General features: G+C 40.6%; 25 protein-coding genes and 1 CRISPR repeat array. Of the genes, 9 read left to right on the top strand and 16 right to left on the bottom strand.

Features of this window, described 5'->3' with window-relative positions; genetic code table 11:
* Positions 1-678 precede the first annotated feature (678 nt).
* The 9 genes from cmr6 to NSS92_RS10215 all read right to left on the bottom strand — a co-directional run bounded on the left by cmr6 (position 679) and on the right by NSS92_RS10215 (position 10,726).
* Positions 679-1,458, bottom strand: a complete 780-nt coding sequence (cmr6, locus tag NSS92_RS10175) for a type III-B CRISPR module RAMP protein Cmr6 (protein ID WP_340867640.1) — start codon at positions 1,456-1,458, stop codon at positions 679-681.
* Complete coding sequence (gene cmr5, locus NSS92_RS10180; RefSeq protein WP_041090765.1) at positions 1,455-1,823, bottom strand: type III-B CRISPR module-associated protein Cmr5; 369 nt, start codon at positions 1,821-1,823, stop codon at positions 1,455-1,457. The genes cmr6 and cmr5 overlap by 4 nt, the downstream gene beginning before the upstream one ends.
* On the bottom strand, positions 1,820-2,692 hold the full coding sequence (gene cmr4, locus NSS92_RS10185) for a type III-B CRISPR module RAMP protein Cmr4 (RefSeq protein ID WP_340867645.1): 873 nt from the start codon (positions 2,690-2,692) through the stop codon (positions 1,820-1,822). Before cmr4 ends, cmr5 begins: the two co-directional genes overlap by 4 nt.
* Positions 2,693-2,702: 10 nt before the next feature.
* Positions 2,703-3,935 (bottom strand): type III-B CRISPR module-associated protein Cmr3, encoded by a 1,233-nt coding sequence (gene cmr3, locus NSS92_RS10190; protein ID WP_340867647.1) that lies wholly within the window; start codon positions 3,933-3,935, stop codon positions 2,703-2,705.
* Positions 3,928-5,739: a type III-B CRISPR-associated protein Cas10/Cmr2 gene (gene cas10, locus NSS92_RS10195; RefSeq protein ID WP_340867649.1), complete on the bottom strand. Its 1,812-nt coding sequence runs from the start codon at positions 5,737-5,739 to the stop codon at positions 3,928-3,930. The genes cmr3 and cas10 overlap by 8 nt, the downstream gene beginning before the upstream one ends.
* On the bottom strand, positions 5,709-7,016 hold the full coding sequence (gene cmr1 / locus NSS92_RS10200; RefSeq protein ID WP_340867652.1) for a type III-B CRISPR module RAMP protein Cmr1: 1,308 nt from the start codon (positions 7,014-7,016) through the stop codon (positions 5,709-5,711). Before cmr1 ends, cas10 begins: the two co-directional genes overlap by 31 nt.
* A gap of 15 nt (positions 7,017-7,031) precedes the next feature.
* Complete coding sequence (locus NSS92_RS10205) at positions 7,032-7,874, bottom strand: DUF6602 domain-containing protein (protein ID WP_197198050.1); 843 nt, start codon at positions 7,872-7,874, stop codon at positions 7,032-7,034.
* Positions 7,875-9,341: 1,467 nt separating this feature from the next.
* Positions 9,342-9,773: direct repeats of the CRISPR family, unit length 34 nt; unit sequence ATATTTCAATCCACGCACTCATATAGAGTGCGAC.
* Between the two features lie 181 nt (positions 9,774-9,954).
* Complete coding sequence (gene rsoA, locus NSS92_RS10210) at positions 9,955-10,176, bottom strand: sigma-O factor regulator RsoA (RefSeq protein ID WP_039177285.1); 222 nt, start codon at positions 10,174-10,176, stop codon at positions 9,955-9,957.
* Complete coding sequence (locus tag NSS92_RS10215; protein ID WP_149125850.1) at positions 10,124-10,726, bottom strand: sigma-70 family RNA polymerase sigma factor; 603 nt, start codon at positions 10,724-10,726, stop codon at positions 10,124-10,126. The genes rsoA and NSS92_RS10215 overlap by 53 nt, the downstream gene beginning before the upstream one ends.
* Before the next feature lie 166 nt (positions 10,727-10,892).
* On the opposite strand from NSS92_RS10215, the gene NSS92_RS10220 reads away from it, so the two are divergent.
* From NSS92_RS10220 to NSS92_RS10230, 3 genes are all read left to right on the top strand, one after another.
* The gene (locus NSS92_RS10220) at positions 10,893-11,057 is read left to right on the top strand and encodes a YvrJ family protein (protein WP_073204399.1); all 165 of its coding nucleotides are present in this window, start codon (positions 10,893-10,895) and stop codon (positions 11,055-11,057) included.
* A 94-nt stretch (positions 11,058-11,151) separates the two neighbouring features.
* A complete protein-coding gene (locus tag NSS92_RS10225) occupies positions 11,152-12,315 on the top strand; it encodes an oxalate decarboxylase family bicupin (RefSeq protein ID WP_340867662.1) in 1,164 nt (387 codons plus the stop codon).
* A 69-nt stretch (positions 12,316-12,384) separates the two neighbouring features.
* On the top strand, positions 12,385-12,804 hold the full coding sequence (locus NSS92_RS10230) for a regulatory YrvL family protein (RefSeq protein ID WP_340867664.1): 420 nt from the start codon (positions 12,385-12,387) through the stop codon (positions 12,802-12,804).
* Between the two features lie 61 nt (positions 12,805-12,865).
* On the opposite strand, the gene NSS92_RS10235 is transcribed toward NSS92_RS10230, so the two are convergent.
* From NSS92_RS10235 to NSS92_RS10245, 3 genes are all read right to left on the bottom strand, one after another.
* Positions 12,866-15,463, bottom strand: a complete 2,598-nt coding sequence (locus NSS92_RS10235) for a YfhO family protein (RefSeq protein WP_340867666.1) — start codon at positions 15,461-15,463, stop codon at positions 12,866-12,868.
* Between the two features lie 87 nt (positions 15,464-15,550).
* A complete protein-coding gene (locus NSS92_RS10240; RefSeq protein ID WP_081124119.1) occupies positions 15,551-16,534 on the bottom strand; it encodes a glycosyltransferase family 2 protein in 984 nt (327 codons plus the stop codon).
* 300 nt (positions 16,535-16,834) lie between these two features.
* Positions 16,835-17,107, bottom strand: a complete 273-nt coding sequence (locus NSS92_RS10245) for a YfhJ family protein (protein WP_267588035.1) — start codon at positions 17,105-17,107, stop codon at positions 16,835-16,837.
* 116 nt (positions 17,108-17,223) lie between these two features.
* On the opposite strand from NSS92_RS10245, the gene NSS92_RS10250 reads away from it, so the two are divergent.
* Positions 17,224-17,373 carry a small, acid-soluble spore protein K gene (locus NSS92_RS10250; RefSeq protein WP_003217849.1) on the top strand — a complete coding sequence of 50 codons (150 nt, stop codon included), beginning with the start codon at positions 17,224-17,226 and terminating at the stop codon, positions 17,371-17,373.
* A gap of 25 nt (positions 17,374-17,398) precedes the next feature.
* Positions 17,399-17,572 carry a YpzG family protein gene (locus NSS92_RS10255; protein WP_003217811.1) on the top strand — a complete coding sequence of 58 codons (174 nt, stop codon included), beginning with the start codon at positions 17,399-17,401 and terminating at the stop codon, positions 17,570-17,572.
* Between the two features lie 225 nt (positions 17,573-17,797).
* On the opposite strand, the gene NSS92_RS10260 is transcribed toward NSS92_RS10255, so the two are convergent.
* Both NSS92_RS10260 and recX read right to left on the bottom strand, forming a co-directional pair.
* Complete coding sequence (locus NSS92_RS10260) at positions 17,798-18,112, bottom strand: YfhH family protein (RefSeq protein WP_340867675.1); 315 nt, start codon at positions 18,110-18,112, stop codon at positions 17,798-17,800.
* A gap of 3 nt (positions 18,113-18,115) precedes the next feature.
* On the bottom strand, positions 18,116-18,907 hold the full coding sequence (gene recX, locus NSS92_RS10265; RefSeq protein ID WP_340867677.1) for a recombination regulator RecX: 792 nt from the start codon (positions 18,905-18,907) through the stop codon (positions 18,116-18,118).
* A gap of 94 nt (positions 18,908-19,001) precedes the next feature.
* On the opposite strand from recX, the gene NSS92_RS10270 reads away from it, so the two are divergent.
* From NSS92_RS10270 to NSS92_RS10280, 3 genes are all read left to right on the top strand, one after another.
* The gene (locus NSS92_RS10270; protein ID WP_340867679.1) at positions 19,002-19,898 is read left to right on the top strand and encodes a TIGR01777 family oxidoreductase; all 897 of its coding nucleotides are present in this window, start codon (positions 19,002-19,004) and stop codon (positions 19,896-19,898) included.
* A gap of 52 nt (positions 19,899-19,950) precedes the next feature.
* Positions 19,951-20,061 carry a YfhE family protein gene (locus tag NSS92_RS10275; protein ID WP_017358836.1) on the top strand — a complete coding sequence of 37 codons (111 nt, stop codon included), beginning with the start codon at positions 19,951-19,953 and terminating at the stop codon, positions 20,059-20,061.
* A gap of 61 nt (positions 20,062-20,122) precedes the next feature.
* Complete coding sequence (locus NSS92_RS10280) at positions 20,123-20,278, top strand: YfhD family protein (RefSeq protein WP_024425223.1); 156 nt, start codon at positions 20,123-20,125, stop codon at positions 20,276-20,278.
* 38 nt (positions 20,279-20,316) lie between these two features.
* Here NSS92_RS10280 and NSS92_RS10285 read toward each other — a convergent pair whose 3' ends face one another.
* On the bottom strand, positions 20,317-20,904 hold the full coding sequence (locus NSS92_RS10285) for a nitroreductase family protein (RefSeq protein WP_267588032.1): 588 nt from the start codon (positions 20,902-20,904) through the stop codon (positions 20,317-20,319).
* A 276-nt stretch (positions 20,905-21,180) separates the two neighbouring features.
* Here NSS92_RS10285 and NSS92_RS10290 point away from each other — a divergent pair, with 276 nt between their 5' ends.
* On the top strand, positions 21,181-22,437 hold the full coding sequence (locus NSS92_RS10290; protein ID WP_340867682.1) for a transcriptional regulator: 1,257 nt from the start codon (positions 21,181-21,183) through the stop codon (positions 22,435-22,437).
* A gap of 36 nt (positions 22,438-22,473) precedes the next feature.
* Here NSS92_RS10290 and NSS92_RS10295 read toward each other — a convergent pair whose 3' ends face one another.
* Positions 22,474-22,941 (bottom strand): thiol-disulfide oxidoreductase DCC family protein, encoded by a 468-nt coding sequence (locus NSS92_RS10295; protein WP_142946303.1) that lies wholly within the window; start codon positions 22,939-22,941, stop codon positions 22,474-22,476.
* Positions 22,942-23,226: the final 285 nt, after the last annotated feature.

Below are 23,226 nucleotides of genomic sequence, written 5' to 3' on the forward strand. Positions count from 1 at the left end.
ATTTTCGCCCTAATTATAACATTTTTTAGGGAATGATCGTCAAAACCCTTAAGTTTCTATATAGAAATTAAGTTTTCACCCCTAAAAAATATACATTTTTTCTCATTTTTGTCGAATGAAACGGTGCGAATGTTCCAAGGATTTTATGTTCACCTCACATTCGCACCGAATCTTTCTTAATCCTATTTAATTAAAAACTATTACTGATGATAGTCATACTTATTTCGCTGTTTCATCAACAGCTTTGAATTCATTAATAAAATGGCTAAGACAGAGTTATGTTTTTCACACCTATATCAAGCGCAATTGTCAATATATCTCTCAAGCTACCTTCTGATAAGAATTTTACTCCTCATACTCATATAAAGTGCGATTTGAAAAAAACATCAAGCTGAACCATCGGCTAATTTCAACCCAAGCACTCATGTAGAGTGCGACAGGATGATTACGGATAATGGGTTAGAAATCATTGATTTCAATCCACGCACTCATGTAGAGTGCGACTGCGATTTTCGCCCTAATTATAACATTTTTTAGGGAATGATCGTCAAAACCCTTAAGTTTCTATATAGAACTTTGTTTTCACTCCTGAAAAATATACATTTTTTCTCATTTTTTGGAATGAATAGGTGCGAATGTTCCAGGGATTTTATGTTCACCTCACATTCGCACTTAGTCTTATGAAATGACGTCGTCCATTTTAAGTCTTCCATAACCTGCATTTGTTTTAGCACCGATTCCTTCGTGTTCTAAAGCGCCTAGTAAGATGGTTTTGGCGAGTTCGAGCCATTCCGATTCTTCTGGTAGATTCTTTTTTGTTTTCAATAGAAGTTGAAAGCGGCCGTTGACCACCGTTAAGAAATGAATCGGTGTTGGTGAGTCATCGTCTCGAGGGGCTGGAACACTTCCCCCTTGATTCATCTTATCTAGCTTGACGCTGTTGTAGTCTGAATGATGTGGTGTCATCACATCTACTTTAAATGCTCCCTTTACTGTCTCAGGCATCATGAGCGCATCATGAAATTCGATGATGCCAGCATGTTCGTTTGTTCCAAACAATGTGTTGTAATCACTACCACCTTGTTTTAGTTCTGGAAAGTTTTCACCTAATACAGAGTGGGCATAATGAGAGGCTACGCCTTTTAATGCTGTTCCTGGTAAATAAGGAACGCCGTATATCGGGTGTAATAATAATCCCGTTTCAAGTACACCCTCTCCTCCATGTCCAATGACTAACGGCGATATGGATTTGACTAGGCATGTGGGGTTCGTATCGGCATAATATCGCTCCACAAATTTTTCATACAACAAGTGATTGTTTTTTTTCCACTGTTCTTGATGTAAACTAATCACATTTTCATAAAATGACTGCTTCTTCGAACTGTCCTTTACGATGTCCGACAATGTAGAACCATCAATCTCCCATTTGCTTTTGTTTAAGGTTAATGACAGATTCATTGGATGTCCTCCACATTTTCCGCCCCTTGTTCCACCTTTAAAATAGATTCTGCATATCTTTTTAACCAAACAGATGCACTTAATGCTTGTCTTGATTTGATTAAGTAATCTCGATTGGAAGCTGACCAATCCCCTTGTATATCTAGTGTTTCTTTTATATCCTGAACGAATTGTTGATAAGCATTTCCTTTTTTTGATTTTGCTTCAAAAAATGTAATGGTGAGCCTTAATCCATTTGTTAAGATCATTGAGGCGAATCTGTGACAGAGTTGTCCATATTGATTTGAGAAATTCTCCTCATTCGTTTTGGCATTCATCACATGTTGATACGCTTTTTCAGCATAATGATGTTGAATGAGTTTCATGATCCCTCCCCTCCTGTCATACGCCAGGATACTCTTCCTTTACCTACGTTTGTGTTTCCACCTAATTGAAGATACATCTGTTTTTCTAGTTGATTTAACAGTTGGTGTCTAACAGATAAATCATTGCTTCCATCGACACGATCACACCACATGAGTCCATAAAATATGGCTTCTGCTGGTACATACTCTTCATACCAGAGAGCACCTTTACTAACTGTTTGGGTTTCATGATCAATTCTAATACGAGGTGTCACTTCAGAATTCATGGTGACAATGTATTGAAAAACGTCATCACTTACAATCACAAATCGTTCTATCCAAAGAGTTTGTGATTGTTTATCGTCGAATAAAAGTTTGGCCATCTTTTTAGCAAAATCGGTTAGTTGTTGAGATTTTTTCGCAGCCCCTTGGAATTCACCTAGATATAATTCGTCATTCTCTACTAATTTAGAATTCATGGTGACTAGCGTGCTTGATTCTTCTATGAGATCAGGGATATCCAGCGATACGCCTAATGCTTTTGCATCGCGGGCTAATCTTTTCAATATGAGGGGACTTGCCACATATCCAAATGTACCGTATCTACTCGCCACCGGGAATGAAAATAACCGGCCATCTGTCATGACGACTGCTCCTGCACTTCCATCTTGATCTCCTTGTGTACCAAATACTTTTTGTACGAATGTGTCTTGTCCTTTCACGCGATAATGTTCACGCTGCACGCCTTTGATACTGCTTCCAGGTATAATCGGCCATTCTGTTACTTTTTCTCGTTGAATGGGCATATCAATCACGCCAACTCCTTCACCCGCTCCAATATGAAGGGGGGATAAACAATGTATCCAAAACCAACGGCTTGCTTCCATCATCTCACTCCTCTTATTCATTCGGTTTCCATGTTCCCCAAAGTGCTAACCCGCAGCCATCTTCACGATCAAACGCTTCTTTGCGCCGGTTACGATCAGATACTGATTGAAGCCACATTTTTTCGGCCAGTTCTGCTGGATCTCCTTCTTCTACTGTAAAGAAGTAAACACTACCTGCGGGGACTAAGCGGCGTATTGCTTTTTCACGCCCTTTGTCTTTATTTGCTAAGCTCCATCCAGAGATAGGCTGCCAATGTGGAACAGATGCCCAAACCAATTTGAGTCGTACATTTGTATCAAATAGTGGTTTTGACATGAGCTGTTCATCCAGCCAGCCGGGCTGCCATCCTTTACTGAAATAAGCAGGTGTCGCCAATATCATGCGAACATACGGCTTGTTCTTAAGCGATTCTTTAATCATATCTGGACATGTCCAATCTTGTTGGTATACATGTGGCCGGTCTTCTATATGAGCCAGCCGCCTTTCACCACCGATTGGGTGAAGACTTGAGAAAGGCTTTAATTCTTCTGACTCTTCAGTAGATAACTCTATTCCCGCCTCCAGTTTAAAGTCATCTGGGAATAAGAGTGATTCTGTTGAAAATAGATGCTGATCTTTTGCCTTTTTACTGCCAGTCTCCACCTCAATTTGTGTTCGTTCCTGACGCTGTAATGCTGGAATAAATGCCGGTGGTGTTTCCTTTTTGAAAGAATGATTTTCCTTCTGCATGTGTTGGTATTCAGTCAAGGCTTCCTTCACATGACTCTCATCCACTGCGTCTGTCAGCCAGTTCACCATCCACTTTAGTGATACAAAAGCAGGCGGCGATTTCATTTTTTTACGAGCACCAGCTCCAATTGGCGGCCATAATGCCTCACTAAAACGGCCTGTTTTTCCTGTACCAAAAAAGCCCTGTCCTTCCGACATCATTGGCTTTGGTCTCAATTGATTCATCCCATACTCATCATCGAATAACTCAAGGTCATTAGGCATTGGCACATATAAATGATCATGCCAGCGATATAAAGGACCTCGCACAAGAGATTTTGAATAATAAGAAAGTGGCGTCGTGTGTTTTATTGATTGTCGTTTCTTTGCTAGAGCTGTACGAAGTGTTCCTGCGACCACACTTGGCGGAACATCGTTTAGTGAACGCGCCCGTATACCCGGTACACTTTGAAATGGGCGTGCATCACGAATAAGCAGCGGATCAAGCGGTTGAATGTGAAACCATCTTTCAGGCATGTCCACTTACCTCCTCTAGTTGAAGAGTAATGATCATACATTCAGCGATTGTATGTAATTCTTCTAATGTATTCTTCTTTGGTATATACTTCGCAATCAATTTGTCGATCCACTCTTTCGTTTCTTGCTCTGTTTTTGCTTCCGTTTTCTTTTTGAATGCAAGACGTCTTATCTCTAGTGGAATGAGTTCATCTAAAATTTCCGGCTGTTTTCTAAAAGAAGACTGTTCGTATGTTTGATACAACTCTCGTAAGCCATATGCAAAGCCAGATGTGAAATAAGACTGTTTTAACCACGTCGTCATCTCTTGGATAGAGGCCACTGGATCTATTTGAAATGAGACTGAGATATTCATTGTGTCTCCTCCGCCTCGCTTTTGGAAATGAATCGCTAATGAATTCCGCTCTTGTTTCGCATATTGTTCAGCCTGACGTGCCATGCTTCTTACTTCTTCAAGAGGCTCAAGCATATGAACGATGGCGATGCCAATTGAAATCGAAGGAGGTATTTCACTATGTTGATGAGCCTTCATCGTTGAAACAAATTCACTTTGTAATTTCCCAGCTGCTTCTAAGCATTGGTGCACCGGTACATAAGCCATGACATCATCTCCACCACCATAAATCAATGTACCTTCACATTTGGAAATAATCTCACTTGCCTTTGAAGCAAAAGTTGAGAGCGTTTTAGAAAATGCAATATGACTTTCTACATGCTGTATATTTCGCAGTTGGCTGCCCATCTTATCTCCATCCGCCATGAGAAAGGCATAGTAAGGTGAAGGTGCTGGTGGTTTGATCGGCTGGCCGTGATGCTTGCTGTATTCACCTTTGAAATATTTTTGGAGCAGCTGTGTGATATCATTTTTCGCTTCTGTTCGTGTGTTCCCGACAAGTCCACGTTGTTCAAGATAATCTTCTATTCTTCTTTCATAAAAAAGCGATGCCTCACTCAAATCAATAGGGGCTACTGTCAGATTCATATTCTCAAAATACGTTTCTACAGCTCTCACATATTGTGTGGCTACTTTCTTCATCTGTTCATTTTTTAGCAACATGTTTTGATAGGGAGCAAAAGCTTTATCACATACAGATGGAAATGTCATACTCGGATGCTTATGTAAGGACAATCGTTTGATCACTGAAATCGCATCTAATGATTCATGTTCACCAATTCCCCATTGCGCAAGTTGCGCCACTTGCTGTGGTGTTTTTTGCTTTTGGAAAACAGACTCTCGTCCACCATCAAGTGATGATTTTGGTTCACCGAATAACGCCCCTGGTTCATTTTGTTTAAAATCTCTTAACGTCTTCCGTGCCGCCATTAAACCTTCGACTTCTTGAAGAGCCAAATGATATGGACTTGCAGACGCATTTGCCGCTTCCTCTTGAGTTTGCATCTCAGTCCATACAGCATAAAATTCTATTAAATCATCTACTTGTCGATTCCATGTGCCTATTTGAATATAAGGATCCACAATCTCTCTTACAAAGTCTGCGTATTCCTTCCATTTGTCATATATTGCTTTTTTCACTTGTCTTGCAATGGATGAAGGTTGTTCGTGTGAGATTTCCCCCAATATTTTATTTGGTGCGTTGTTTGGTTCTGCAGAGGATTCGTTGAACACAGGGAAAATAAGCGTTCCACCCAGTTCCTGAAATTTCTTCGCACCTGCTTTACTTAATTCAGATAGAAGAAAAGAGCCAAACCATAAATCACGCGTCCGCCTTGCTTGCGCAATAAATTCTTGAACGGGCCCTATAGAAAATAGCATCAATGTTTGTTTTTGTAATCCTTCTGACAAAATGTTTGCACCTCCTTGCTATGTAAAAAGGCTTGAATCGCCGATGAGTGCGTACGGCCACTCTCGTCTTGTAATGGGTTTTTTGAGTAGGTGGCTGTTGGGTAGATACTTTGTTCATCTGTCACATCAGACAAAGGCTTTCCGTACCCTAAAAGCGATAACGCTTCGATCTTTGGTTGCTGCAGCACCATCACCATGCCCACTGATTCCTTTTGATTAATAGCTAACGGTTTTAAGATGAGTGGTGAAGCCAAACGATCCTTTCCTTTAGGTAGGAGCGTTGTAGGATCTGGGTCTTTCCCCTTATCTTTAGGAGCAAATCGGAACTGAATAGGCAAACCAAATTGAGCTTTAGGAAATGCTTGATATTCAAATGGTTTATCTTTTGGATAAGGGATGTCATGACCTGATTTAGCCTTACCTGTTAAAAGACGAATAGTATCTGCTTCCGGCCAACAACTCCGCCCCATTTTTTTGGTCGGATTTGATCTTCTTCGAAATGTTTCATATGTCTGAATGACGGATCGCCAGCTTGAGATCATAGATGATGGGAATGCCTGTACTTTGAATTCACGACTAAGCGTCGGCCATTCTCGACTTGATGCTGGCAATTGGATGTCATATTCTAAAAGTTTTTGCTCAAACCATTTTTCCAATTGGCTTTTTGTCCTCTTGTTGTATGGTGAAAATTGCTTGCAATATAAACTGCCACATCCACGTCTCGTTCTTGACCCAAGTCCACCAAAGTTGATCCAAGCCCACAAGGCCGCTTCAACTTCTTTTTTGATTAACTCATATTGGGTTGTTTTTTTAGATAACCGGATATTTAAAGAAAATTGCGCCTTCATGAGGTATGGTGTTTCATCTTTCATATTTGAAAGAACATACCGTGGAAAAGGATGATTTTTCTTTTTAAAAAATACTTTTGAATTTCTTTTCACTTCGTCTTTTTCATAATGCGTTACCACTTGAATCTGGCTCGCTTGTTCTGTATGACCAAATATCTCTGCTTCTCTTTTAGATAATTCATTTGCATTCTTGCAAACAGCTCCTCGAGTTGCACGCCACCAGAAACGAAGATGTCCACGAATCGCACTTTCTCGAATCGGTCTGTCTTGATCAATTGAGTTTGATTTGGGCCCTCCCCCAAACATTGGCGTAACTAAATGAATAGTGAGCGGCTCTTTAAAAAGTCTTTGGTCTTCATGGATTTTCGTGTCAATCGCATGTTTCACATCATGCCAATTGGTTTTGGGTTTACTAGATTCCCTTGTCATGTCGCTCTCCTTTCTTCACTTTGTTATCTGTTTCTGAAACAGCTTGGCATATGCATAGTGGGGGAAAAACATGGGATTGTTAATGAGCATTAGCAATTGATTTAATTGGAAGTTTAGCGTCAACAGATCGTATCCATCAATACGTAAATCGCTGAGTTTGTTTTCATCTAAAAATTTTTCTTCTTCCTTAGATCGTTTTTCTTGTTTGAAACAATTTAATTCGTTTGACCACCATCTTAGATGTTCATGTTCATTAGGTACTTTTAATTGAAATTCATTGCTTTTTTTCATGAGCATGAAATCAAAGGACGCCGCTAATTTAGCTGCTTTACTTGAAATTGTTTGGTCTCCTTCTCTTTTAAAGTTACTTGCTAAAATGAGTAAAGGACGCGTCCTCTTTTGTGTGTTACTTTCACTTGTGAAGTAACCTGTAGCCATTCTAGCAATTCCTGTTGTTTTTGGTGTTAGCTGTTTTATTTTTTCAGACCATTCTTCTAAACCTTTTTCTTTCAAATTAGAGCTTTTACATTCAATAGCAACCGCAACCGCCTCAATCGGTATAAACTTCAACGAATTGTGTTGGAACACATACGGCGTATACTGCTCATCAAATACGGCAATATCGACTTCGTTAGAATGATTTCCTTCTGAGTCAATAATGATGACACCTTGTGCTAATGAATATTTTTTAGGAATGATTTTCCGAAAAAACTCCAGCCACATCACTTCTCTAGAATCTCCTGTCAGTCCGCCATGATTAGAAGCAAAGTCCACTTCTTCTGATATCATGCTGTTTAATCTTTGATAATTCTCTAAGATCAGCTGCTCCACTTTACCGGTTCGCTCCGTTTCACCCAAACCAATTCCTCCTTCATCATTCATTGCGAATGGATAAAATTTGAATCTAAATAACTACTTTTCATTTCGACTTATTTTGAGATTTTTTAAGGTGTATTCAGGAAAAAAAGAAGAAAAAAACATGACTGCAAAAAGTCATGTTTTCACTATACAAATGAACAGTCTATTTTGATGGCTTTTGTATCTGAAAGAGGGTGTTGTAAGAAGATGATCTTTAAGGTAGACATAACCGTTTAAGACACAATCATTGAAAACCATGCGCACCTCATATATGGGTGCGACAACAATTCATCATACATTCAGGAGGTCACTGCATATTTCAATCCACACACTCATGTAGAGTGCGACCAAAACTTCTATTTTAGGGTGGCAGGCATAATTTATTTCAATCCACACACTCATGTAGAGTGCGACCGGGAATGTGGACAAGTGTTAAAAGCTTTTTCGTATTTCAATCCACACACTCATGTAGAGTGCGACTGCGATTACCGCCCTAATTATAACATTTTTTAGAGAATCATAGTCAAAACCCTCAAGTTTCTATATAGAATTTTGTTTTCACCTCTAAATAATATACATTTTTTCTCATTTTTGTCGAATAAAAAGGTGCGAATGTCCTGGGGATTTTATGTTCACCTCACATTCGCACCGAATTTTTCTTAATCCTATTTAATTGCTCTAAAGATACTTATTCATTATTTCATCAACAGGTTTGAATTCATTTAAAAACATGACTACTGAGCAAGAGTCATGTTTTTTACACCTAAATTAAGCGCAACTGTCAACATTTCTTTCAAGCTACCTAAATCCATACACTCATGTAAAGTGCGACACATAGAAGCACCTGATCATGGCCACACACACACTCATATAGAGTGCGACAATATTGCTAGGGCTGTGCGTTACTTTATCAGATTATTTCAATCCACGCACTCATATAGAGTGCGACTGTAGATGAGGAATTATCTACGCTTGCCAGTGAAATTTCAATCCACGCACTCATATAGAGTGCGACTGCGACTGCGATTTCCGCCCTAATTGTAACATTTTTTAGGAATGATAGGCAAAATCCTCAAATTTCAATATAGAATTTTGTTTTCTTCTTCATAAATATACATTTTTTCTCAATTTTGTCGAATAAAAAGGTGCGAATGCCCCGGGGATTTTATGTTCACCTCACATTCGCACCAAGTTTTTAATTCATTAATCTTGATTTAATGTTCTTCTAACATATCCGAGGAGAGCTATTCTAGTTAATTTTATTCTCTTCAATTTTCTTTATTAACTAAAAAGACTACTATTTTCCAAATATTCCAATAAAAGCAAACTTTAATCTGTATAGTTACTCCACTAATAATTTTCGATCAAAAATAAATGCTTTTGTTTTCTCTTATTAAAATCAAGAAAAGCTAAGCACTCATGTAGAGTGCGACCTCTTCTTTCCATCCCTTTTTAATCGCAATTGAAAAATTTCAATCCACGCACTCATGTAGAGTGCGACGTTATCCCATGGTTTAGCGTGGAGCGAGATACCATATTTCAATCCACGCACTCATATAGAGTGCGACAAAGCCACATATCGCTAAAAATTACTCTTTCTATATTTCAATCCACGCACTCATATAGAGTGCGACTCCGAGGACTTGGAAGACGGTATGCCTGAGGATATTTCAATCCACGCACTCATATAGAGTGCGACACTAGCGTCTGAGGTGTTGTTTATATCACTAGGGTATTTCAATCCACGCACTCATATAGAGTGCGACCGAAATGATAATTTTGAATATCGAAAAGAGGGAATTTCAATCCACGCACTCATATAGAGTGCGACATGATGATACGCTCAGCATGAGCGAACCCCAGGGCAATTTCAATCCACGCACTCATATAGAGTGCGACTGCGATTTCCGCCCTAATTGTAACATTTTTTAGGAAATAATAGTCAAAATCCACAAATTTCAATATAGAATTTTGTTTTCCCCTTCATAAAATATACATTTTTCCTCATTTTTGTCGAATAAAAAGGTGCGAATGTCCCGGGGATTTTATGTTCACCTCACATTCGCACCAAGAGCCTCTCTTACAACTTCGTCATATATTCCACAATAAACTCCCAAAAGCCAGGTCCTTCTTGGTAAATCAGCCGGTCTACTTTTTCGATGAGTTTGATATAGAGTTCTTGTTCGAGGTCTTCTCTTTCTTGATATGCCGTGTTTTGTAGTTTCTTTTTGATCATGGGTGTGAAGGTTTCAATGAGTTCTTCCATTTCTCCATTGGTCATTTTGTCTTCGTGCACGGACATCTCCCCCTGTTTCTTCTTTTAGTTTGTTGAGTGCTTTTTTGTGAATGTTTGAGATGTTTTGTCTTGTTTCGCCGAACTGATCAGCTATTTCTTTCATCGTTTGGCCTTCGACATAGATTTGGGTTAGGACCATTTTTTGTTTGTCTGTTAGCTGCTGGTAGGCCTTGTACAATGTTTGGTCTTGCAGATGCTCCCCTAGGTCTTGCTGGTTGAAGAGCACAGCTTCATACGTATCTGTTTGAACAGGGTCTTTCACTTCTTGCGTATCAGGATGATCGAGTATGAGCGGAAAACGCTGCTGTTTCTTTTTTACTCGTTTGTCAAAGTCGACTGAAAAGATGCGTATCATTGTGGAGATATACTTGATGATGCGGATTTTCTGATAGAACTGTTTGAACTCGGAATCTAGTTTTTTGGCATTTTCCTCGTTTGGCTCTTCCATGACTTGGCGGAGCAGCTGCTCGTTTTTCGGGTTGCTTAAAAACTGCTGAATGAGCGGGTGATCAATGATTTCTTTCCATTTTGCTTTCAATAACAGCCGATAATCCATGTGCATCCTCCCCTTTGTTCCCTCTACTAGCATTAAGTGGACAAAAGTTAAAAAAAGTAAACTTTGTGAAACGGGTCTAATGGTTCATTTTATCCCCCTCTACTTTCCTTTTTCTTCTTTCATACCACTTATATAGAAGACGAGCATCCGCTGGGAGGTGAGACAAATGGAGACCTTTTTTTCAGAGGAATGGCTGAAGCAGCTCGGTCAGGCGGGCTTCCCTGCCATTTTGACGGTGTACTTGCTGACACGCTTTGAACGAAAGTTTGATGAATTAAGCAAGCTCATCCAACGATTAGTCGCTGCTCAAAAAAATGATGAATCAGATTGACATCTGCTTGATTCGTTTCACCTTATGAAAACGAGGGCGAAATGAAAGGCCTTTTGTCACCTCACACAATACGATGTTGAAAGGGGATTTTATCATGAGTGAAAAGCAAAAAGGAATACCACAGCCGATTCGAGGAGAAAAAGGAGCAACGGTCAAAATTCCACGTAATCTCGAGCGGGACAGACAAAATCCAGATATGCTCACGCCGCCTGAAACCGATCATGGAACGGTCTCCAATCTGAAATATTCTTTTTCTGATACACACAATCGTTTAGAAAAAGGCGGCTACGCCCGCGAGGTAACAGTCCGCGAACTGCCGATCTCTAAAAGTCTTGCATCTGTGAATATGCGGCTAAAGCCTGGTGCGATTCGTGAGCTTCACTGGCATAAGGAAGCAGAATGGGCGTACATGATTTATGGGGAAGCCCGGATTACATCGGTTGATGCAGAGGGGCGCAATTTTACAGAGGATGTGACTGAGGGTGATTTGTGGTACTTCCCTTCTGGCCTGCCGCACTCTATCCAAGCACTTGAACCGGGAGCTGAATTCTTGCTTGTGTTTGATGATGGGTCTTTCTCTGAAAATAGTACGTTCCAAGTAACCGATTGGCTTGCCCATACGCCAGAGGAAGTCGTGCTCAAGAACTTCGGTATGACAAAAGAGCAGTTTGACAAGCTGCCAGAGAAAGAAAAGTATATTTTCCAAAAAGGAATTCCTGGTTCCCTTGAATGTGACAAGGTGAAAACAGAGCAAGGAGAAGTCCCTAATTCCTTTAAATATGAGCTGTTAAAACAGGAGCCGATTACGTCAAGCGGCGGACAAGTGTGGATTGCGGACTCTACCAATTTCAAAGCGTCCAAAACGATTGCATCCGCTCTTGTGAAAGTTGACCCAGGTGCCATCCGTGAGCTGCACTGGCATCCAAATACGGATGAATGGCAATATTTCATTTCTGGAAAAGCACGAATGACGGTCTTTGCTTCTGATGGACATGCGAGAACCTTCAACTATCAGGCGGGAGACGTTGGATATGTCCCATTTGCGATGGGGCATTATGTAGAAAATACAGGCGACGAACCGCTCTATTTCTTAGAAATCTTTAAGAGCGATCATTATGCAGACATTTCACTCAATCAGTGGCTTGCGGTCACACCGAAACAGCTTGTTCTTGATCATTTAGATCAAGGCGAAGATTTCTTAAAACTGCTTGATACTGAAAAACATCCTGTGATCGCTGCGCCTAAAAAAGAGGATTAACGTATGACTTCCTGCAAAAAGGCTGTCCTTTTTGCAGGTATCTTCATGTAAAGGAGTGTTTGTTCACCTATGCAGCAATCTGTTCACGCTTTATGGCAAGGGCTGAAATGGCTCATGGCGGCGTCGGCTGTCTGTTACATATTTTTGTTGTTTTGTGTACTGTTCTTTCATTTAACGGGTGCTTTTTATCAATCGATTTTATCGATGCTTTTATTTATGGGCATCTATGTGGTACTTGGGATATCCTTTGAGCATGTGGAGCATGTGCTCATGAGAGTTGTTAGAAAGTGCCGTTCCAAAAAACGCTCCATCGTTTTCTATGCCTTTTCAATTCATCTTTTGTTTATTTGGGGTGCTGTCTATTTATCAGATGAATTGGTAGGCGGCATTTTACTGTCTACCTCTGAGGAAATCCTCTTTGCCCTAAGCCTTTGGTTGTTTCATTTTTTGTTTGATTATGCGACCTTTTCGTTTGAGAAAGAAGTTTAGTGAATGCTTCATATGATGGATATCATGCTCAATCAGCCCTCGGAAGATAAAAAAACACCACTTATGATGAAAAGTGGTGTTTCTTGTGTTTTCTCCGTGCATATAGGATCGCACCAATCAAACTGACGAGTGAAATCAACGCGAGAATTCTGATATAAGGCGGATAGTAGGTTAGCACAATCTCGTTTTTTCCTTTTTCTATTGGAAAACCGATAAAGGCGTAATTGGCTTGTTCAATATCGGTCTGCTGACCGTTTACTGTGAGCTCCCAGCCTTTTTCATATGGTACTGGCAGAACCATATAATCATCGCCGCGTTTGTTATCATATGAAATCGTAAAGCGGCTGTTTTCAAGCTTTACCTGCTGGCTGCCATCATCCTGTTTTTCTTTTTCATATGCCTTTTCTAGGATGCTGTAAGGCTCTTGATACAACTTTAATTGACTCAGCTCATACGTCCCTTTTGGTACTCGAATGGAAAGGATTTTTTCCGCAGGAACTCGAATCGTCACTTCATTGACGCCTGTTTTGTAGATGGATGTATTGCTTTTTCGTGAGGTGACGTAGTTGTCAACGGATAACTGAAATCCTTCGTTTCGGTCTGTCCGCTTCACATAAAAGCTCACATACACATCCCCAGCGCGGGCCATATCATCTGGCAGCGTGATATTCAGACCGCCTCCTGTTTCTCCATATACATCAAGCACGCCATGTTCGTATATGGCTTGTTCCGTATGAATCTTTGCATCCTTGACTCGATCTGGCGCGTGCTCAATTTCAGCGTTTCCTTTTTTGTCTAAAATGACGCCTTGCAGCATCGCATGCTCCCTATCTAGTGCTGAGGCATCCTTTAAGGATTCTTCTGAATAAACGGTGCTTGTTGTTCTTGCAAATGGCAGCGGCCGTGTATTTTCATACACTTTATAATGCTCGCTTTCCAATATTGGCTTAAAATAAGCTGGCGGTGAGTAAGACATCGCGCTCGTTCTCATATAATACTTTCCGTAGGTCAGGCTGTATAAATTCGCCCTGTCCCCCATTGTTGCATAACGGCTGACGCTTTCCCGTCCCATATCGATTTGCAGGTCATTCCAGTAGAAATTGAGCAAATGCTGATTCAATATACTTGAATACGCACTCATGCCTTGAAAGCCTTCAAATAACGGGGTATTGTTGCGCACACCGTTCATCCAATCAATCCGGGCAAGCGGATCTTTTGAGGAGCGGCTTTGAATCTGCTGAATGAGCTTCATTTGCTCATGTCCAGCATATGCCTCACTATTCAGATACGTATCTGATACGCTCTTAATATTGCTTCTTTCAGATAAGTAGCCCTGCTGATACACGCCTGCTGTCAGTAAGCTGACAACGATAAGAACAGCTGAAAAGAGACGAAGGTGCTGACGTTTTTCCGCATGAATCCATAGGAAAAACAAGCTGATCACAAGCAGTCCTATGCCTGTAAACACAACAACATCCATGTTTCCCTTTGCTCGTTCTGAAAGGGCGACAGCGAGAAGAAACACGATCCAGGCGCCTAAGACCGCACGCTTTTTCCACTTCCACTCGATTTGTGATAAATGCTTGATGGTGATGGCAACGACCGCTCCAACTGTAAAGGCAAGAATGTATTCAAACCTGTACTGCGGTGCTGAAAAACCATTAAACACGCTCGCCATCTTTGGACTGTAGTGAAAAACAATGAGCAGAACGCTGATCGATGTGAACATGAAAAACCACCTGTTCCGGTAGAGCGGAACGAGGAACATACAAATCAGAAAAATTAAGGGTAATAAATACACTCTGCTTGCAAACAGCAGATGATCATGCAGATCAAACCAAGGTATGGATTGATCATATGGCGGCCTTATATTATTAAGAAAGCCATATACAGACGGGACAAAAAAGGCAGCACTGATTCCAAAGGATAACAGCGTAGAGACCACCAGCGTCCAGAACACCTTCCACCCATGCCCCTCACTTCGAAGCTTGATGATATATCTGAAGACAAGATAGATCGCTAAAAAGATAAAATGAATATAAGCAAAGTAAAAATTGTTGATGAGCATCAGGCTACACGCCACAATAAACCAAGCCGGCTTACCCGTTTTGAAAATCCTTTCAACCCCAAGCACAAGCAGCGGGAGCCACATCATGCTGTCAGTGAAAAACTCCCAAAACGTTTGATGCCGAAAATACACAATAGACAATCCGTAGATTGCGGCACCTGTTAATGCACTCAGCCTATGCTGGACCATTGAAAGGAGCACACGGTAAGCGATGAAAAGAATAAGCGTCAGCTTGATCACACTCAGCCAAATGACGGCATTTGCCCAGAAATGAATGTCCGTTGACTGGATGAGATGAAGCGCATTCATCAGCCAGACGACAGCGACTGTGACCATAAAGACAGTCGACGTTGTGAAATAATATCCTAATTGCGTATATGTACCGCCGCCTAGACCGAATTGATAGGAATAAAAGAAGTTCCCTTTGACGTATTCATCGTAAAGCAGCTTTTTAAATGGGAGCATTTGTGAGATCCCGTCTCCATCTCCTGTCATGTACCGGCCTTGTGTATATTCATATAAGAAAAAGGAGTGTCCTAATAAAGCGAGAATGAGGCACATTCCTATCATTATCCATCTACGTTTCATCATCTAAATCCTTTCCACAAAAGATCCACTTTTCTTTGAAACAAAACAACCCAGCAAGCGATTCGTGCTTGCCGGTTATTTGACTCCACGTTATTTAAATAACTGCGTTAACACTCGGTCTTGTTCCTTTGAGCTTGTCTCTTGTTCCATCACATTTGATTCCTGGATTAAATAATGCGGCCTCTTTTTCGTTTCATAATAGATACGGCCAATATATTCACCAATCACACCTAGACTCAAAAGCTGGACACCTCCGAGGAAAAGCACAGCCGATATTAAAGTGAAATAACCAGGTACCATCACGCCCGTTCTGACGATTTGAATAAAGGTGGCCACGATGTAAATCAAAGAGAGGAATAAGATCAGTATGCCAGTATAAAAACAAATACGCAGCGGGCGGTTGTTAAAAGAAATGACGCCATCTATGCCGTAGTTAAATAATTTCTTCAGTGACCATTTTGTATCACCATGCTGTCTTTCTACATTTTCATAATAGATGACCTTTTCTTCAAACCCAATCCAGCAAAAAAGCCCTTTCGAAAAACGATTTCCCTCTTTCAGCTGTAGCAGTGCATCGATGGCTTGGCGTGATATTAACCGGAAATCCCCGACGCCATCACGCAAGTCCACTTCTACTACCTTGTTCATCACCTTATAGTACATGGATGACAGGTAAGAGCGCAGCTTGCTGTCACCTTTACGATTTCGTTTGGCAATGACTTGATGATAGCCTTCTTCATACCCTCTGACAAAGTCCTGAATTAAATACGTCGGGTGCTGCAGATCGGCGTCCATAATAATCGCAGCTGCTCCTTTTGCATGTTCAAGACCTGCCAAAATAGCGGCTTCCTTTCCAAAGTTACGCGAAAAGGAAATATATTTAACTTTTGCACTTTTGCGAGAGAGCTCTCTCATGTATTGAAGCGTGTTGTCTTTGCTTCCATCATTCACAAAGATGATTTCAAAGTCATAATGAAAATCGCGAAACTCTTCCTCGAGTGCCTCAAAGATTCGTCTGATGTTTTCACCTTCATTGTAAGAAGGAATTATAACAGAAAGCAGTTCCCGTTCCATATCGCACCTTCTCTTCACTTTTTTCACATAGTCTGATATGTTCATTATTCCTTTTTTGTCATAAAACGAAACCCTTTTTTATTATCCATAAATTACATGTCTCTTTAATCGTTTCATTATATCAGAGTTTTATTTCCAGTGATTTTCAGCAGGATGAATTTAATGTAATTTTAAGTTTAATCATTGTAAAAAGCCTGTAATTTCGATCACAGACTGGGTATTGTTTCATAAAATTATTTGTTCATTTGTATATTTTCCTAATGATTGAAAAAGATGAATGGAAGTGAAAGGGCAACCTTTTTAGTGAAGCAGCCCTTTGTTGTTTTGTTGCAGATGCTCGTTTGCCTTCGATTGTTTATTTTGAAATAAATGCAGCTGCGCGCCGTAGCTATCGATCCACTCTTGGACAATTCGTTCTGTTGTTTCCTGTCCTTTATACTTGCGGCCAGCCTTTGCATAAGTCGTTTCAAAATCACTCCAAAGCAGCTCTACCCATGTACGTGCTTCGTCATATGTCAGCATATTGTTTTTTTCCATGAGTTGTTCTGTTAGTCGCTCAAAGTATTGTTCCATGCCTGTTCCTCCTTCATCTAGCAGAAAGTGCCTTTTTAAAAAAACTTCTTTTTTCATATACTACCCTTACGTCTTCAAAAGACGCAAATGATTTGTATTGTTTGGAGGGAATCGATATGCGTAATAAAGCAAAAGGCTTTCCAAATCAGGTAAATCACAAGTTTGAAGGCGAACCAGGCGCTACAGATGCTTATGCGTCTAAACGGCCGAATGGTGAAACGAATACACGTCCACAGGAACGTATGAGGGCATCAGGGAAACGCTAATTTTTCCAAAGGGAGTGCTTGAGATATGAGTTCAAATGGGAAATCGTATATGGAAGACTTTGTTCAATTAAGGACAACCGCTTACCCTCAACCATGGGCGAATGCAAAGCATTCTGCCTCTCAGGTCAACGGAGAAACGCAGCAAACGCAGCACGACATCGTACTTCAGAACAACGTCCGTAAACAGCGTTCGAAGTAAAGAAAAGGACTGATCACTTAGGATCAGTCCTTCAGATTGTTGACAAAGGGCTAAAATGATTTTTATTTTAGCCCTTTGTCTTCTTTTCAGCGTGATAGAAAACCTTTGCAGTCTAGGAAGGATGAGCACAGGAACGGAGCGAATTTGACATTCGTGAGTACCGGCGCGCAGAACTGCGGGCGAATGCGAAGGTTTGTCTACACGCTGAAGGACTGATCACTTGGATCAGTCCTTTTGCGTCAGCATTGAAATCGGCAGGGCATCTTCCTTATTTGGAGCCGATACTCTGTATCCCCACGCAAAAACGCCATTTAGATATTCCACATAAAACTCTTCTTCCGTGTCTTTAATTTGATATGTCGTTTTGGTTTCAATCAAGGCTGGATCTAATAAATAGGCTTTCGCCATATCGATTTTCCGTTCTAAAACTGCGTATTCATTCACAATGCCAAGCTGCTCAGCCTTTCGTGCTTTTTCAGAAAGGGCAGCAATCTCCTGCTTCAATTCGTATTCTGTCATCTCACTATAACGTTTTTCCATCTGTCATTCCCCTTTGTCTAAAACGTGATCAATTGTATCGAGATCAAAGCCTTTTCTGAATAAAAATTGCTTCACTTTCATCTTCTTTTCAAATGATCCGTCATATCCTACCTTACGTTTTGCCTTCTCCAGCATATAAAGGAGGGCTTCTTCTTCCTTTTCCTCTTCTTGTCCATCATAGGCTTCTTGAAGGGCTTTATCAATGATCTCAAACGAAAATCCCTTTCGCTGCAGCTGCAGCTTGATGCGCTGCTCAATCTCTTTTGCAGAACGATTTTTTTCTTTTTTGACAAGCTTCAGAACCTGCTTTACAGCTTCCTCCAGCTGTAGGTCATCAGGGTATTGTGACAGCGCCTGTTCAATCGTGTCATCGTCTATCCCCTTGAGCTTCAATTCTTTTTTTAGGACGGACGGTCCTTTACTGTTCGTTTTCCGGTGGGTGCTGACATAGGCTTCTGCAAATTCAAGATCATTTATATACTTATAATGCTTTAATTTGTGTATAATTTCACTAATAGCAGGTGCAGGGATTTCTTTTTTCGTTAAATAATCGGTGACTTCTTTCACTGATCTCATTCGGTAGGATAAATAATCAACGGCCTGCTGAAATCCTTTTTTCACCGAATCACCGAATTGAATCTCAATGATATCTGCTTCGTCCAGCTCTTTTCCTTTTTTCAAATCGTGCTGGACGAGCACATCTAAATCAACGCTAAAGGCGTACTTTTCATCAAGAAAGATGTTTACCCGCTCTGTATTGTTTTTCTGAGCAGAAATTTTTGTAATATAGGGCATCCTGTGATCACTCCTTTTCCAAAACAGTCAGGATGTTTCTTCTGATTCAAAATCGTGAAAGATATAGGTATGTATATGAGAGGAGAGATGTCAATTGAATATCGCCATTACCGGAGGAACCGGTTTTATCGGCCAGCATGTCACAAAAGTGCTCGCTGCTGAGGGACATCATCTATATATTTTAACAAGAAATCCAAAGGAATCCGAACAAAATCATTTACATTATGTGCAGTGGCTGACCGAAGGTGCTGCGCCTGAGCATGAATTGCCTGCCATCGATGTATGGATTAACCTTGCTGGAAAATCCATTTTCGCGCGCTGGACAGACAAGGCAAAAGAAGGCATCCTCTCCAGCCGTCTCAAATCAACACAAGAGGTAAGACGCATTATAGAAGCGCAGGAATCGAAACCTTCTGTGCTGATTCAAGCAAGTGCTGTCGGGATTTATGGCACATCTCAAACAGGAGATTTTACGGAGGAATCACCCCCTGCGGATTCTGATTTTTTAAGTCATATATCAAGGCTTTGGGAGGCTGAGGGACAAAAGATTGAAGCCCTCGGCATTCGTACGGTCTACACACGCTTTGGTGTCGTGTTAGGAGAAAAAGGCACACTGCCGCTGATGACACTTCCTTACAAGCTGTTTGCCGGCGGGACAATTGGCTCTGGTACGCAATGGGTTTCATGGATTCATGTTGAGGATGTGGCACATCTCATTGCTTATGCAATTCATCATGACGACCTGTCAGGACCGCTCAATGTGACATCACCGAATCCTGTTCAAATGAAACAGCTTGGACAAACCATTGCTTCTGCCCTTCACCGTCCCCATTGGCTGAAGGTGCCATCTTTTGTGATCAAAACGGCGCTTGGTGAAATGTCATTACTTGTTTTAGAAGGTCAGCGTGCTCTGCCAAAAAAAGCACTGCTCTCTTCTTATGACTTTTTGCACCCTGAACTAAAAGAAGCGATTTTGCATTCTGGGGAATAAATGTTGTCAAAAACACCCATCCTATTAGAAATGAGATGAGGGGGCGATTTTGATGAAGAAAAAAGAACACCAGCCAACTTCGAAGCTGAAGAAAACCCAGGAAGTCCTGTATCAGCAGGAATTCAAAAAAGCGGAAAGAGCAGCAGAAAAAAGAAACAAATAAGACGGATATTCCCCTCCAACAAGCACATAACTAAAGTGATCTTGTAAAGGAGGGAAAGGCTTTGAAAAAAGACCAACACAAAAAATCCAACCACGAGCTCGCGGCACAAGAGACGGATGGCGAATATGTTGAATTTTCCAAAGAACTTGCAGATCCGAATGACGTAAAAGCAATGGCACGTATGAAAGCAGCCGATCAGCGCGCCAAAAAACAATAAGTAAAAAAGCAGACCTTATTCAGCGGTCTGCTTTTCTTTTATTTGATTTCAGTAAGAAGACTTGATGCTTTCTGGCGTGATTTTTCCTCAGGCACCTCTTCTGGATAACCTATATGAAGGATCGCAGCAAACCGTTCGTTTTCCTTTAATCCCATGTCTTGTTGAAAGCCTTTATCGTATAAAATACGTCCGCTCTTCCATACCATACCGATTCCTTGATCCCACGCAAGCAGCTGAAGATTTTGAATGAGCGCGCTCACGGCGGCAAAATCATCATTTCTCACTACAGGGTTCTCGTCTTCTTTTAGCACGACAAGTAAAAGCGCTGGGACCTTAGAAAAGTAATCTCTGTATTGATTGATCTTTTCTTCTTTTGCATCTGGGTTGTTGCGCTGAAAGAAAGCAATGAAGCGCTCTACAAAAGTTGCTTTGGCCTCATCCGTCACCGCATATAAAAAGCGCCACGGCTCCGTGATTTTATGGTTCGGTGCATAGACCGCATCCTCTAATAACGGCTGAAGCTGTTCAATCGTCACCGGTGTGTCTTTGAATTTTCGAATCGATCGTCTATATCTGACAGCGTCTCGAACCGTTAACGCTTTTGATTGTTGTTTCGTTTCTGGCATATATATTCATCCTTTCAATCAACCTTAATTGAAATTGATTCTCATTCACATTATAAACATCATTGCGTGCAGTTGCAAATCAAGTATCCCTTCTCCCCGTCTGCTAAATAGTTGTTTGACTTTTTCAAGTAATGTTACAATCATATTACGTTTTAAACAAATTTTGATAAAAAAGCCAAGATGATGAAATGATTTTCAAGTATTCCCATTTTGTCTGATCTGGTTTTTTTGTCAAAAGGCTTTCAACCATGATTGGAAGGGAGGCTTCTGGATGGAATGAAAATCAATATTGGACAAATCATTAAACTCTACCGTTATAAACAAAATATGACCCAATCTGAATTGGCAGAAGGAATTTGTTCTGTCTCTCATTTAAGTAAGATTGAAAATGGCTCAAAGGAGGCCAATCAAGATACGATCAATCTGCTGCTTGAACGGCTTGGCATCAGCCAAGAAACGCTGTCACAAAAGGCGCGTCATCTGCTGTCACTTTTGGATGAGTTTCAAATGAATATGTATTTCTATGCTCTCGATCAGGCTGAACAAAATGCAGAAATGATTATTCAGCACGAGGAGCAGTTCTTTTCGCTGGATTTAGGCATTCAGTATCATTTGTCTTTATTTCAATTTTATTTATTAACGGAAAAACAGCCGCTTGCCTTAAAAACACACCGCGTGCTCAAAAAATTCGAAAAAACCTTTATTGAAACAGAAAAAGAAATTTTTGAATATCTAGACGGCATTCATCAAATTAAAATTGGTCAGCTTGAAGATGGGTTAAAAAAGCTTGAAAGCTGCTTTTCCTACGCCTCAGTTGAACAAAGTGATTTGTATTATCACTATGCAAAAGCCCTTGGAAATATGGGACAGCTGGGTGATGCGCTTGAAGCGACACATCAAGCGATGGATTTATATAGACAAAAAAACAATTTCAAGCGGATTATTCACTGTACACTCATTCACGGCGTGATCTCACTTGAACTAAAAGCCTATCAAACTGCGAAGAAATATATAAAGGAAGTGATTTTGCACACGTCCCTTCACCCTGATGCCTATATTAAAATGTCCGCTTATTTTTATTACGGGGTGCTCTTAAAACGTGAAGGCGATTTCTCTTCAGCTGTGCCTTATTTACTAGATTCACTCAATTACTTTAATCAAGAACAGATAGAAGATCGTTACTGTGAAACGTTATATGAAATTGCGACACTATATGCTGAATATGACCGCAAAAAAGCACTTCCCTACATACACGAGCTGTTAAAACAGCCTCGTATTCAGCCAAACTGTTTATATATGATCAAAATCTATAAATTGATGATTGAGGAAAATCCTCTTGATTTGAAAACCTATTTGGTCGAAGCAGCCCTTCCTTACTTTGAACACAATGAGCTGCACAGTGAATATTTGTTTGCTCTTAGAACCTTGCTTACCTATGCAGGTGCTGAGCTTGATGAGCAGGCGTATCAGTCCTATACAAAGAAGCTTCTTGATCATTTAGCGGTATATCTTCCCTATTACAAAAAAGCATGACCTTCTGCCGATCGAAGGTCATGCTTTTTTTATTTGTTAAATGGTCTTTTGTTGATCTGTATCATGATGGTTCACCCGTTTGACAGAATGAATATACCGTCTTTTTGCAAAAAAATCGTACGCATGCTGTCCAAAGCCTAGCCAGATGCTGAGCACGATGAATGGGACCGTTCCCCATAATGCAGGGATATGGCAAGCCATACGCAGCCAAGTATAGATCCCTGAATTTTTTTGATTTTTGGCTAGGGATATAGACACGATTCGTTTTTCCGCCTTCTCTTCACTTATTTTATTCAGTTTGAGCAGCTGCGAGTGTCTAAAGGATTCAAAATGAATCCGATTTTTCCAATCGAGTGATTTTAACAAGTCAATCATTTTTGCACATGAAGGACTTTGTCCGTCATAAAACACAAGCAGCCTCAGTGATTTGATGGAACGCTGTTCTCTTTTTTTCGATTCAGCGAGCTTCTTTTTTTCTTGATCGAGATAAATGATTTTTTTCATAAATTGATCGCCTGTCCTTTTCCGTCATTTTTTTAGTTCGTTCAAAGGAGATTACAACTAGATTACTATAGTTGCTGGGCCTCTTGTATTGGGAAAAAGCCAACCGTCGTGCGTTATATGAGCCTTTTGATAAGGGCAAAATCATTGATTTCATGGCATATATGAGGTTTTTCAACTAAAAGTGGTTGGGAAAATCGTGGTGCTTTGCGGTTTTCTGCGGTATTTGATAGAATTCTGCGGTTTTCTACATCTTTATGCGGTGTTTTGTAGGTAAAACGCAAAAAC

Source organism: Bacillus sp. FSL M8-0166 (assembly GCF_038008825.1).
Lineage (GTDB): Bacteria > Bacillota > Bacilli > Bacillales > Bacillaceae > Bacillus > Bacillus safensis.